Raw genomic sequence first — 12,213 nt, forward strand, 5'->3', positions numbered from 1 at the left:
AGATGCCTTGCATCTCCCGCATGATCATCCGGCGTCAGGCCAGTGAGCCGACGACGCTTTCGAGTGCGCCCCAGGCTTCGTCGCCGAACTCCTTGCTCCACTTGGAGTAGAAGCCGCCTTCCTTGAGCTTGTCGCGGAAGCTGTCGGTTTCGACCGTGTTGAACTTCAGACCGGCCTTTTCAAGATCCGTCTGCACGCTGGAGTTCAGCTTGGCGATATCGGCGCGCTGGTCCAAGCCGGCTTCATTGATGGCGCGCGCCACGATCTCTTTCACGTCATCCGGCAGACCGGACCACTGGCGGCCGTTGGCGATGAACCAGTAGCCGTCCCAGATGTGGTTGGTTAGTGCGCAGTTCTGCTGGACTTCGTAGATCTTGGAGACCTGGATGATCGGCAGCGGGTTTTCCTGCGCGTCGACCACCTTGGTCTGCAACGCGGAATAGACTTCCGAGAACTGCAGGCTGGTGGGCGAGGCGCCGAGTGCTGTGAACATGTCGATGCTGAGCGGGCTGACAGGCACGCGGATCTTCAAGCCCGCCATATCGTCGGCCTTGGTAATAGCGCCGCTGCTGGTCGTCGTCTGGCGGAAGCCGTTGTCCCACATGGTTTCGAGCGCATGCAGGCGGGAGTCCGCGATCTTGTTGCGCACGAAGGCGCCGACCGGGCCGTCCATGGCTTTCCAGACCTGATCGTAATCCTTGAAGGCGAAGCCGACGGCGTTGAGGGCGGCGGCCGGAACAAGCGTCGCGATCACAAGCGAGGACGGCGTGAAGAAGGTCAGACCGCCGCTGCGCACCTGGGACAGCATGTCGGTGTCGCCGCCAAGCTGGTTGGCCGGGAAGATCAGCATCTCGGCGCGACCGTTGGTTTCCTTGGCGATGCGGTTGGCCGCTTCCTTGGCGCGGATGTTGAGCGGATGGCTGAGCGGCAGGTTGTTGCCGTAGCGCAGGCGGATTTCGGCGGCATGCGCATAACGCGGGATGCTGAACACGGCGCTAGCGGCCGGTGCGGCAGCCAAACCTTTGAGCAACGTGCGACGCGACAGTGTGGTCTTCATTTCATCCTCCCCAGAATTGTCTCTTCCCTCCGCAACAAATCCATCATACAAACCATCAAGTCAAATGCCGTTTCTGATGTAATATGATGTAATCATGTTGGATAAGCCCGCGCTTTCTCCGTTGCAGGACCGACGCTCGACCATCGTCGATGTCGCGCGTCAGGCCGGAGTCTCGACCGCGACGGTCGATCGCGTCCTGAATGGACGGCAGGGTGTGCGCGCGCCCATGATCCAGCGGGTGATGCGCGCCGCAGCCGAGCTCGGCTATGTCGAGGAAAGTTCGGCGAGCGCTGCGGGTGAGGTGCCTGCCAATATCTCGATCCTTCTGCCGTCCGGCACCAACCGCTATCTCGGTCATCTCGGGCGGTTGATCGTCGAGCAGTCCGACGCGCTTCAGGCGCAAGGCATCAAGCCAACGGTCGACTATATCAAGAGCTTCAATCCGGAAGCGCTGGCGCAGGCCCTGCAGCGCCATGGCCGCAGCGCGGACGGCATCGCCTTCATGGCGCTGGAGCATCCAGCGGTACGCGAAGCGGTCAATCGTCTAGCGGAAAAGGGCATTCCGACCGTCACGCTGATCTCGGACATCGCCAATGCGCAGCGCGCGGCCTTTCTCGGGCTGGACAATCGGTCGGCCGGCCGTCTGGCCGGTTACCTGATCGCGCGCTTCGTTGGCGAGCGGCCGGCCAAGGTCGCGATGATTGCCGGCAGTTTGAGCTATCGCGCCCATGAAGAGCGCGAAATGGGCTTCCTGCATGTGCTTAAGGAAAGCCATCCGCATATCGAAGTGGTCGGCATCCGCGAAGGTCAGGACGACGAGGCGATGAACTATCGCCAGATGCGCATGCTGCTCAGCCAGCATCCCGACCTCGCAGGCATCTACAATATCGGCGGCGGCGCCAGTGGCGTGGGCAAGGCGCTGAAGGATGCCAGGCGCGAACATACGCTGGTTTTCGTTGGCCACGGCCTGACGCCCGACACACGCTCCTTCCTGATGGACGGAACGATGGATGCCGTGATCACGCAAAACCCAAAGGAAACGATCCGCCGTCTGGCGGGCACTTTCCTCAACCTGCGGGGTGGCAAGTCGATCGCCGACGATGCCGAACCCATGCGCAGCGACGTCATCTTTCGCGAAAATCTGCCCTGACCGGGGCGACATCACGACGGCGGAAGGGGAGCGCCGTCAGGGAGGACAATCATGAGCACGAATACCGAGGTGCTGGACGACATCCAGCTTGCCGAACTGCAGCCGACTGTGACCGGCTCGCGATGGATGAGGCCAGTGGAAGCGGCGGCGGCGGCGCTGCTTCTGCTGATCATCGGCGTGTTGCTGGCGGGTGTGGCGGCACGCTACGTCTTTTCCACACCGCTGATCTGGGGCGATGAAGTCGCTTCTTTTGCCTTTCTATGGCTGGCGATGCTGGGTTCCGCTATCGCGATCGACCGCAACGAGCATCTTCGGTTAACGGTTTTCCTCCGGCGCTTAAGCGAGCCGAAGCAGGCCTTCGTCACGACGGTCGGGCTGTTGCTGACTGCGGTATTCCTCGGCAGCCTGCTTTATCCCGCCATCGATTACGCGATCGAGGAAAACTACGTGACATCCGCCGCACTCGTGCTGCCGATGAGCTACCGCGCTTCCGCCCTGCCGGTTGGCCTCGGTCTGATGCTGATCACCGTGATCATGCATGGCGTTCAGCTCGGCAATGCGCGGATGCTCCTCCTTGCCGCCGCGGTCGTGGGCGCGGTGGGCGGTGCCTTGTTTGCGCTGGAGCCGGCGCTTGTGCCGCTCGGCAACTGGAACATCGTGGTGTTCTTGGTTGTCGGCGTTGGCATCCTTCTTGTCATGGGCATCCCAATCGCCTTCTGCTTTGGCCTTGGCGCCCTGTCCTTCCTGACCTTCACCAGTTCGGTGCCGATCTTCGTGATCGTGGGCCGCATGGATGAAGGCATGTCGAGCATCATCCTTCTGTCCGTGCCGATCTTCGTTCTGCTCGGCTGCATTCTGGACGCGACGGGAATGGGCCGCGCAATCGTCAATGTGATGGCGTCGCTGCTTGGCCATGTGAAGGCCGGCATGTCCTATGTGCTGCTGGGCTCGATGTTCCTGGTGTCGGGTATTTCCGGTTCCAAGGTGTCCGACATGGCGACAGTCGCGCCGGCCCTCTTCCCCGAGATGAAGCGACGCGGCCACAAGCCGCCGGAGATGATCGCGCTTCTGGCGACGGGTGCGGCCATGGCCGAAACCGTACCGCCCTCGATCGTGCTGATCGTGCTGGGCTCCACTGCCGGCGTGTCGATCGCGGGACTGTTCACTTCCGGCTTTGCCATTGCCATGGTGCTCTTGGTGACACTGGCCATTCTGGCGCGCTGGAAGGCGCGGCATGAGTCGATGGAAGGTGTGCGGCGCGCGACGCTTCCGACAATCGGCCGCGCGCTGCTGATCGCGGCACCCGCGCTCGTTCTGCCCTTCCTGATCCGCAGCGTGGTTGGCGGTGGTGTTGCAACGGCCACGGAAGTGTCGACCATCGCCGTTCTTTATGCCCTGATTACCGGCGCGACGCTTTATGGCGGAATCTCCTTACGCAAGTTCTACGGCATGCTCGTGGAAACGGCGGCCTTGTCGGGCGCGATCCTGCTGATCCTTGGCTGCGCATCGGCCATGGCCTGGGCGCTGACACAAACAGGATTCGCCTCTCAACTCGCGCAATCGGTCACCGGTCTGCCGGGCGGATGGCTGACCTTCATGGCGGTAACGGTCGCGATCTTCGCGCTGCTTGGCTGCGTGCTCGAAGGTCTTCCCGCCCTTGTGCTGATGGCACCGATCATGTTCCCGATCGCCCGAAGCCTCGGCATCAACGACGTGCATTATTCGATGGTCGTGGTGACGGCGATGAATATCGGCTTGATCGCGCCGCCAATCGGCATCGGCTTCTATATAGCCTGCAAGATCGGCGCGGTATCGCCGGACGAAGCCATGCGCGCGATCTGGCCGTATATCGGGGCGCTGCTGATCGGCCTGCTGCTGATTGCCGTGTTCCCGGTGTTCTCGACGTTCTTCCTTTAACTTCACCGACAAGGCGCACTTGACAGACATTGTAACATCGCCTGCTAACAAGCGACCGACGCCAACTGAAATCTGATACATCACGTCTTGCATATCAGTTCGAGCCGTGGAATGGTCCTCCCAACACGGAACGGAGCGGATCATGCTGGTGGAGGAGACCGATAGCGGCTTTCGGCCTATTCGCCTTCGCAGCCTTCGCGAGCATGTTCACGAGGAACTTCGCCAAGCCATTATCTCCGGCCGGCTGAAAAGCGGTGCGCGGTTGAACGAGCGGCAGTTGGCGGCCGATCTCGGCACCAGCACCAGCCCGTTGAAGGAAGCGCTTCGGCAGCTTGAAGCGGAAGGTCTGGTGCGCACGGAACCGCGGCGCGGCAGCTTCGTGACGTTCTCGCAGCGGCAGGCGGAAGAAATGATGCTGGCTCGCGCAGCGCTCGAAAGCATCATCGCGCGCCAGGCTGCCAGGCACGGTTCGGTTGACGCGTTTGACCTCCTCCGTTCGGTCATCGGCAAGATGCTGGCGGCCGTGGAGAGCGGTGATGTCGAAGAACTGATCCGGATGAACGAGCAGTTTCATGACGCAATTCACGATGCGTCCGGCTGCGAATATCTGCGGCGGCTGCAGAACACGCAGCGCACGTACGACCACGCGGCCCGCGTGACGGTTCTGTCGCATGAAGACGTGCGGCGCACATCGTTTCTCGAGCACGAGGCCATCATGAAGGCGATCGTTACTCGCGATGAGGACGCGGCGGAGCGGTTGATGCGCCAGCACATCATGGATGCAGGGAAGACGCATATCGAACTGGTTTTCTAAGTCGGCCTTTGGGCTGGCTCCTGGGAGGGAAGCATGGAATTCGAGGATTATCGCCGCGTCCTGCAAGGGATCTCCGGCGTTCACGTCACGGCCTACGACGATCGCGGCGAGATCGAGCCGACGACAACGGGCCGGATCGTGTCGAAGATCGCGGCCGCCGGCGTGCACAACATCGTGTCGGGCGGCAATACTGGCGAGTTTTTCAGCCTCACCATGGACGAGGTAATCCGGCTTCAGGCCATCGCGATTGCGGCCAACGACGGCCGCGCCGCGCTGACCGCCGCAGCCGGCCGCTCGGTGCGCGAAGCGATCACTGTGGCGCGGGCTGCAAAGGCTGAGGGCGCGGACGGCGTGATGATCCACCATCCGCTCGACCCCTTCGCCGCACCGCATGCCCAGGTGGATTATTTCATCGCGATCGCCGAAGCCGTCGACCTGCCGCTGGTGGCCTATGTCCGCTCCGACCTGATCCCGCTCGACGAAATGGTGCGTTTGGCGACCCATCCGGCCGTTGCCGGCGTCAAATTTGCGTCGATCAACACGATGCTCTTTGCCGAATGCACCCGCGCCACCAAGGGCACGAATGCGACCTGGATCTGCGGCCTCGCCGAAAGCTGGGCCCTGCCCTTCTACGCGCTTGGCGGCAAGGGCTTCACATCCGGCCTCGTGAATGTCGCGCCGGACCTCTCGATGGCCGTCTGGCGGGCTCTGGAAGCCGGCGATTACGCCACGGCGCGCGGTTACGTCGACAGCATCGCGCCGTTCGAGGCCATGCGCACGAAGTATCGCAACGGCGCGAATGTCACCGTGGTGAAGGAAGCGCTCGGCCTGCAGGGCATGAGTGTGGGGCCAGTCCGTCTGCCCGGATTGGCGCGGTTGGAAGACACGGACCGGGCCGCGCTGAAGCGCGTGCTCGAAAGCTGGAGGGAGGCCATCGCGGCCTGAGAATGAAAAGCGCCGGTTTGCCAATGGAGGAGGCGGCCGGTGCTTCGATCGATAACAAGAGGAGGAAGTCATGACATACGGAATTTCACGCCGTCGCTTTCTGGCGGGCGCTGGTGTCGCCGCCGGCGCAGGCTTCGTTCTGCCCCAAGGCGCATTTGCACAGACCGCAAAGCTGCCCTCGTCACCGGTGGCGCTCAACGTCATCGATGCCGCCGGCAACCTGGCTTTGACGCAGCCGATCTTCGACAACTTCGCGAAGGAACACAGCGACCTCGTTTCGCGCTTTACCTTCAACAAGGCACCGTCGCCAGAACTACCCGGCAAGATCAAGGCTCAGCAGCGCGCCAACCGCATCGACATCGATCTCGTGATTATCGGCCCCGACGCGCTGTCGGCCGGTCTTGCCGATGACATCTGGACCGACATCATCGCGCTGCCCGAAAATGGTCTGCCGGATCTCCAGTCGATCTATCTCGATCCGGCTTGGCGCATGCAAGGTCTGGCCAAGGGCAAGGGCGTGGTCGTGTCTTATTATCCCTCAGGCCCGCTTATCGAATACATGCCGGAGCGCGTAAGAACGCCGCCGACCTCGGCCGAGGAACTGCTGGCCTGGGCCAAGGAGAACCCCAACAAGTTCATCTATGCGCGCCCCGCCAATTCCGGCCCCGGCCGCACCTTCCTGATGGGCCTGCCTTATCTTCTGGGCGATACCGACCCGAAAGATCCCGCCAAGGGTTGGGACAAAACCTGGGCCTATCTCAAGGAGCTGCACAAGCACATCGAATATTACCCGGCCGGCACCGGCGCCCTGATGAAGGAGTTCGGCGAAGGCACGCGCGACATGACCGTGACCACCACCGGCTGGGACATCAATCCCCGCGCGCTCGGCGTGGTGCAGAAGGAAGCGGCCGTCGGCCAGCTCAAGGGCTTCCACTGGGTCTGCGATGCCCACTACTTCTCCATTCCGAAGGGTGTTTCGGACGAGAAGGTCGCGGTGCTTATGGAGTTCATCAAGTTCGCACTCCAACCGCAGCAGCAGGCATACTCCTATGATGCCGGCTATTTCTATCCTGGTCCGGCCGTGAAGGATGTGACGCTGCAGATGGCGCCGCAGGCAAGCCAGGATACGATCGCGCAATTCGGTCGTCCTGAATACGAGGACTGGATCGCCAACAATCCGATCGAGCTGCCGCTCGAGCCGGAAGCGCTGGTCACGGCCTTCCGCCGCTGGGACGAAGAGGTGGCGGCCGGCTGACCGGCGCCAACTCGACGCATCGAAGACTGCGGATCTCGTTATCCGCAGTCCCCTTCCCCATTCATGCTCGGAATGGATCTGTCGGCATGTCGCTTGCTTCCCTGTCCTTCAACCAGTTGCGCCTTGAGCGGATGAGCCGGGCCTTCGGCACGTTCAACGCGCTGAACGAGATCGATCTGACGATCCGCAAGGGCGAGTTCGTCGCGCTGCTCGGGCCCTCCGGCTGCGGCAAGTCGACGGCCCTGAACTGCATCGCCGGCCTGCTTGGCACCACCGGCGGCGGCATCTATATCGACGACAAACGCATCGATCAGCTGAAGCCGGAAGATCGCGGCTTCGGCATGGTGTTCCAGAACTACGCGCTGTTTCCGCATATGACCGTGCTGCAGAATGTCGGCTTCGGACTGAAGATGCGCGGCCTAGCCCGTGCCGAAATCGACGAGCGCTCCCATGCAGCACTTGCTCTGGTTCGCTTGCAGGGTCAGGCTGACAAGCTGCCCGGGCAGCTCTCTGGCGGCCAGCAGCAGCGCGTGGCGATCGCCCGCGCCATCGTGATCGAGCCCCCGCTGGTTCTGATGGACGAGCCGCTATCAAACCTCGACGCCAAGCTGCGGCTCGAAATGCGCGCTGAAATTCGCCGCATTCACAACCAGCTCGGCGCCACCACGATCTACGTGACGCATGACCAGGATGAGGCGCTGTCGCTCGCCGATCGCATCGTGGTTCTGCGCGATGGTTCGATCCGGCAGGTGGGTACGCCGCGCGAGCTCTATGAAAGCCCGCTTTATCTCGACGTGGCGGAGTTCATGGGCTTCCGCAACAAGATCAGCGGCAGGGTCGTGCAGGCAGCTAACGGCGAAGCGACGATCGAGGTTGGCGGCGCGAGGCTCACCGGACGCGCGCTCGATGCGCTTGCGGTCGGGGATACAGCCATTTTGGCCGCGCGCGGCGATGACGTCATCGAGGGCGTCTCCGGCACCAATGCCATTGAGGCTGCGGTCGAGACAATCGAATATCGCGGCCGTGAGTTCGTTGGCACTGCCAACACGGACAGCGGCATGCAGCTGGTGTTTCACGGGCCGCGCAACGCCGAACTCGGCAGCCGGGTCAGGCTCGAGATCGATGCCCGCCGCGCCCTTGTTTTCGCGGCGCAGCCATGAGCACGGCAGTCGATACTTACGAACGCCCCTCGCCCGCAGCACGGGTAATAGAACGGCCGGGTCTGCGTCAGCGCCTCGCCAATCGCGGCATCGACGGCGTCACGCTGTTGATCCTGCCGGCGCTGTTGTTCGTGCTGGCGATCTTCGTTTACCCCTTCCTGTACGGGCTGGTTCTGTCGTTCCGGCCGCTAGAAGGGGAGAGCGCCTTCGCCAATTACATCAAGTTCTTTTCCGATCCCTATCTCTACAAGACCATCGGCGCGACCTTGTGGCTGGCGGTGCCGGTCACCATCGTCAGCCTGCTTCTAGCTGTTCCCATCGCAATGCGCGTGCGCCTCATGAAGAAGCAACGGCTGCTGACCACGATCCTGGTTCTGCCGGTCACGCTCGGCACGGTGCTCGTGGCGGAAGGGCTGCTGAACTATCTCGGGCCGCAAGGCTGGTTCAACCGGACCCTGCTCACGATCGGGCTGATCGATGCGCCGCTTCGCCTGGTGAACAACTATTGGGGCGTGCTGGCCTCGCTGATCATCACCGTGTTCCCCTTCACCTTCCTGCTAACGCTGTCCTATGTCACCGGCATTGATCCTGCCTTGGAACGGGCCGCCGCGACGCATGGCGCCAACAGCTGGCAGCGCTTCCGCCATGTCATGCTGCCTCTACTGGTGCCGGGTTTGGTCGTGGCCGCATGTCTGACCTTCGTGCAAGCCTTCGCAGTGTTCCCTTCGGCCGTGCTGCTCGGTGCGCCGTCCGGCCCGACGCGCGTCATTTCTATTGCCGCCGCTCAAGCTGCCTTCGAGCAGTATGACGACTCCATGGCTTCGGCGATCGCGATGATTATGGCCGCCGTGCAGTTGCTGGTGGTTGCGGCTTTGCTCGGCATCCGCTCACTGTTTTATCGCGGCTCGACCGCTGGCGGGAAAGGCTGAGCCATGATCCGCGATACATCCGTCCTGTCCCGCCTCTGGATCACCTTCGTCTGGCTGGTCACGGCCTTCTTCATCCTCAACGTGCTGGCCGTCATTGCCGCAGTGGTCGTATCGTCCTTCGGCACACGCTGGCTGGGCACCTGGATCCCCGACGCTTTCACCACGCGCTGGTATGCGGCGTCCTGGGCTGAGTTCCAGCTCGACCATGTGCTGGTCGTCACATTCCAGATCGTGTTCACCGTCGTGATCCTGTCCGGACTGCTCGGCGTAACGGCCGCCTACGCCATGGCGCGGCGGGATTTTCCGGGCAAGAAGATCGTGCTCCTGATCTTCCTTCTGCCGCTGCTCGTGCCGCCGATCACCTTCGGCATCCCGCTGGCGACCGTGCTTTATATGGCGGGCGTCGGCGGCACCTTCTGGGGCGTGGTGCTCGCCAACCTCGTGCCGACCGTGCCTTTCGTGATCCTGGTCATGATCCCTTTTATCGAGCAGATCGACCCGAAGGTGGAAGCCGCCGCACGCGTCTTCGGCGCGGGCACGTTCAAGCTGTTCCGCTATGTGCTCCTGCCCATGCTTCTGCCCGGCGTGCTTGCCGCAATGCTGCTGGTGCTGGTGCGCACGGTCGCGATGTTCGAGCTGACCTTCCTGACGGCCGGACCAACCAGCCAGACGCTCGTCGTGGCACTCTACTACTCGGTCTTTGCCGCCGGTGTCCGCTCCGTGCAGTCGATCGACGCCATGGCGGTGATCTACATGGTGACCTCGCTGATCTGGCTCTTGATCGCACTGCGCTTCGTGAACCCGACTCAGATCGTGGCGCGCGGCAAGAACGCCACTGCTGCCGCACACTGACCCATCCTCACGGGGCGGCACGCGCTGCCCCGTTTCGCTTGCCTGCCGGAAACACCCATGAAGATCGAAGCCGTCGAAACCATCCAGCTACCGCATCTCAACAACATCCTATGGGTGCGGGTTCATACGGATGAGGGCATCGTCGGGTTGGGCGAGACCTTTCGCGGTGCGAATGCCGTGGCCGCCTATATCCACAGCGATGTGGCGCCCCAGATCGTCGGCAAGGATCCGCTGGAAATCGACCGCATTTCCAGCCTCTTGCTGTCGCCCTATGTCGGCTTCCGCTCGTCGGGTGTTGAAATTCGCGCGGCATCCGCGATCGATGTCGCGCTTTGGGATATCTTCGGAAAGGCCGTGAACCAGCCTGTTCATCAGCTGCTTGGCGGGCTGTCGCGGCCGTCGATCCGCACTTACAACACCTGTGCCGGCTATACCTACAACAAGTCGGGCGCGCGCCGGTATATCGGCGATGCCGACGAGGCCAAGGAAGGCCCCTACGAGGACCAGCTCGCCTTCCACCGCGATGCCGGAGCGCTGGCCGAAAGCCTGCTTTCGGAAGGCATCACGGCAATGAAGATCTGGCCGTTCGACCCTTTCGCCGTCGCCAATGGCGGAAATTTCATCCATGCGCGTGAGCTTGACGAGGCGCTCGTTCCGTTCCGCCAGATCCGCGATGCGGTCGGCAGCAAGATGGAGGTCATGGTCGAATTGCATTCGATGTGGGACCTGACCTCCGCGCTTGCGATCGCGCGCGGCTTGCAGGAGTTCAAGCCGTTCTGGGCGGAAGATCCGATCAAGATGGTGAACCCGCAGACCCTGGCGATCTATGCGCGCCAAGCCGGCATTCCCGTTTGCGCAAGCGAGACGCTGGCGACGCGTTCGCAATTCCTGGATGTGCTCAAGGCCGACGCGACCGACTATGTCATGCTCGACGTGTCGTGGTGCGGCGGTCTTTCAGAAGCCAAGAAGATCGCGACCATGGCGGAAACCTTCCAGCGCCCAGTTGCGCCACACGACTGCACCGGACCAGTGATCTTCGCGGCTTCCATCCACCTGTCGCTGAACCTGCCGAACGCCGTTTATCAAGAGTCGGTGCGGGCTTACTACACCTCCTGGTATCGCGATCTGGTCACGGTCATGCCGCGCATCAAGAACGGACAGATCTACCCGTTCGAGGGCGCGGGACTGGGGCTTGAACTCTCCGACTTCGTGCTCGACCATCCCGACGTGATCCGCCGTACCACGAGGGCCGAATGACGCTTACCTTTCGCTGCATCGCCGATCTTCGCGCCGGTTTAACCGAAAGCCCCGTTTGGGATGACAGGCGCGGCACGCTGTTCGTGTGCGACATACCGGGCAAGGCGATCATCGAGATCGACCTTGCGGAGGGCGTGCGGCGGCAATGGTCGTTCGAGGCGGAGGTGACGGCGCTCGGGCTTTGCGACAGCGGCGCGCTGGTGGTTGCGCTCGCCCGAAAAGTGATCGTGTTCGATCCCGACACGGAAACGCGGCGCGATCTTTGGACCGGCTATGATGAACCCGAGACTTCGCGGCTGAACGACGGCAAGGTCGGGCCGGATGGCGCGTTCTGGATCGGGGCCATGGACGGACGTGCCGACCGCAAGCCGATTGCCAGGCTGTACCGCGTCGACGCGCAAGGCCAAGCGAGAGCGATGGAGGGTGGTTTCGCCGTCTCCAACGGACTTGCCTGGTCGCCGGATGGCCGCAGCCTGTACCATTCGGACTCGCGCGGTCCCTGGATCGACCGCCTCGACTTCGATCCGGCAACTGGGGAAGCCACGAACCGAAGGCGGATGGTCGATCTCGATGAGGCCACCGGGCGGCCTGATGGCGGCGCTTGCGATGCGGATGGCGATTATTGGAGCGCCGGCGTGTCGGCCAGCGTGCTCAACCGTTTCGCGCCCGACGGGACATTGCGCGCGCGCATCCCTGTACCGGTTCCCGCACCGACCATGCCCTGCTTCTGCGGCCCCGATCTCAAGCAAATTGCGATCACCAGTCACCGTCAGGTCGATGCCGCAGCGCTGGAAGACGCGCCCCAATCGGGCAGCGTGTTCCTGGCTGAGGCGCCGGTGAGCGGGACGCCGGTTGCTCGCATGAAAGGGCTTTGATC

11 protein-coding genes are annotated in these 12,213 nt (G+C 62.7%); 10 read left to right on the forward strand and 1 reads right to left on the reverse strand.

What is annotated here, in order from left to right; genetic code table 11:
- Positions 1-34 precede the first annotated feature (34 nt).
- Positions 35-1,057 (reverse strand): TRAP transporter substrate-binding protein, encoded by a 1,023-nt coding sequence (locus IE166_RS18020; protein ID WP_189506682.1) that lies wholly within the window; start codon positions 1,055-1,057, stop codon positions 35-37.
- 94 nt (positions 1,058-1,151) lie between these two features.
- Between IE166_RS18020 and IE166_RS18025 the strand changes: the two genes are divergently transcribed.
- From IE166_RS18025 to IE166_RS18070, 10 genes are all read left to right on the forward strand, one after another.
- On the forward strand, positions 1,152-2,207 hold the full coding sequence (locus tag IE166_RS18025; protein WP_189506684.1) for a LacI family DNA-binding transcriptional regulator: 1,056 nt from the start codon (positions 1,152-1,154) through the stop codon (positions 2,205-2,207).
- A 51-nt stretch (positions 2,208-2,258) separates the two neighbouring features.
- Positions 2,259-4,124 (forward strand): TRAP transporter large permease, encoded by a 1,866-nt coding sequence (locus IE166_RS18030; protein WP_189506686.1) that lies wholly within the window; start codon positions 2,259-2,261, stop codon positions 4,122-4,124.
- 142 nt (positions 4,125-4,266) lie between these two features.
- On the forward strand, positions 4,267-4,938 hold the full coding sequence (locus tag IE166_RS18035) for a GntR family transcriptional regulator (RefSeq protein ID WP_189506687.1): 672 nt from the start codon (positions 4,267-4,269) through the stop codon (positions 4,936-4,938).
- A gap of 33 nt (positions 4,939-4,971) precedes the next feature.
- Positions 4,972-5,883 (forward strand): dihydrodipicolinate synthase family protein, encoded by a 912-nt coding sequence (locus IE166_RS18040; RefSeq protein ID WP_189506689.1) that lies wholly within the window; start codon positions 4,972-4,974, stop codon positions 5,881-5,883.
- Positions 5,884-5,953: 70 nt separating this feature from the next.
- Complete coding sequence (locus IE166_RS18045) at positions 5,954-7,138, forward strand: extracellular solute-binding protein (protein WP_189506691.1); 1,185 nt, start codon at positions 5,954-5,956, stop codon at positions 7,136-7,138.
- 86 nt (positions 7,139-7,224) lie between these two features.
- Complete coding sequence (locus IE166_RS18050) at positions 7,225-8,298, forward strand: ABC transporter ATP-binding protein (protein ID WP_189506693.1); 1,074 nt, start codon at positions 7,225-7,227, stop codon at positions 8,296-8,298.
- The gene (locus tag IE166_RS18055) at positions 8,295-9,227 is read left to right on the forward strand and encodes an ABC transporter permease (protein WP_189506695.1); all 933 of its coding nucleotides are present in this window, start codon (positions 8,295-8,297) and stop codon (positions 9,225-9,227) included. Before IE166_RS18050 ends, IE166_RS18055 begins: the two co-directional genes overlap by 4 nt.
- A gap of 3 nt (positions 9,228-9,230) precedes the next feature.
- Complete coding sequence (locus IE166_RS18060) at positions 9,231-10,079, forward strand: ABC transporter permease (RefSeq protein WP_189506697.1); 849 nt, start codon at positions 9,231-9,233, stop codon at positions 10,077-10,079.
- 57 nt (positions 10,080-10,136) lie between these two features.
- On the forward strand, positions 10,137-11,336 hold the full coding sequence (locus IE166_RS18065) for a mandelate racemase/muconate lactonizing enzyme family protein (protein WP_189506699.1): 1,200 nt from the start codon (positions 10,137-10,139) through the stop codon (positions 11,334-11,336).
- Positions 11,333-12,211 carry an SMP-30/gluconolactonase/LRE family protein gene (locus IE166_RS18070; RefSeq protein ID WP_189506701.1) on the forward strand — a complete coding sequence of 293 codons (879 nt, stop codon included), beginning with the start codon at positions 11,333-11,335 and terminating at the stop codon, positions 12,209-12,211. The genes IE166_RS18065 and IE166_RS18070 overlap by 4 nt, the downstream gene beginning before the upstream one ends.
- The last annotated feature ends 2 nt before the right edge of the window (positions 12,212-12,213 follow it).

It is taken from the genome of Tianweitania populi, from assembly GCF_014652875.1.
Taxonomy (GTDB): domain Bacteria; phylum Pseudomonadota; class Alphaproteobacteria; order Rhizobiales; family Rhizobiaceae; genus Tianweitania; species Tianweitania populi.

Bases quoted from the DNA above. Each gene is read 5' to 3' on its own strand.
- IE166_RS18020 (WP_189506682.1), bottom strand. From the start codon at position 1,057: ATGAAGACCACACTGTCGCGTCGCACGTTGCTCAAAGGTTTGGCTGCC.
- IE166_RS18025 (WP_189506684.1), top strand. From the start codon at position 1,152: ATGTTGGATAAGCCCGCGCTTTCTCCGTTGCAGGACCGACGCTCGACC.
- IE166_RS18030 (WP_189506686.1), top strand. From the start codon at position 2,259: ATGAGCACGAATACCGAGGTGCTGGACGACATCCAGCTTGCCGAACTG.
- IE166_RS18035 (WP_189506687.1), top strand. From the start codon at position 4,267: ATGCTGGTGGAGGAGACCGATAGCGGCTTTCGGCCTATTCGCCTTCGC.
- IE166_RS18040 (WP_189506689.1), top strand. From the start codon at position 4,972: ATGGAATTCGAGGATTATCGCCGCGTCCTGCAAGGGATCTCCGGCGTT.
- IE166_RS18045 (WP_189506691.1), top strand. From the start codon at position 5,954: ATGACATACGGAATTTCACGCCGTCGCTTTCTGGCGGGCGCTGGTGTC.
- IE166_RS18050 (WP_189506693.1), top strand. From the start codon at position 7,225: ATGTCGCTTGCTTCCCTGTCCTTCAACCAGTTGCGCCTTGAGCGGATG.
- IE166_RS18055 (WP_189506695.1), top strand. From the start codon at position 8,295: ATGAGCACGGCAGTCGATACTTACGAACGCCCCTCGCCCGCAGCACGG.
- IE166_RS18060 (WP_189506697.1), top strand. From the start codon at position 9,231: ATGATCCGCGATACATCCGTCCTGTCCCGCCTCTGGATCACCTTCGTC.
- IE166_RS18065 (WP_189506699.1), top strand. From the start codon at position 10,137: ATGAAGATCGAAGCCGTCGAAACCATCCAGCTACCGCATCTCAACAAC.
- IE166_RS18070 (WP_189506701.1), top strand. From the start codon at position 11,333: ATGACGCTTACCTTTCGCTGCATCGCCGATCTTCGCGCCGGTTTAACC.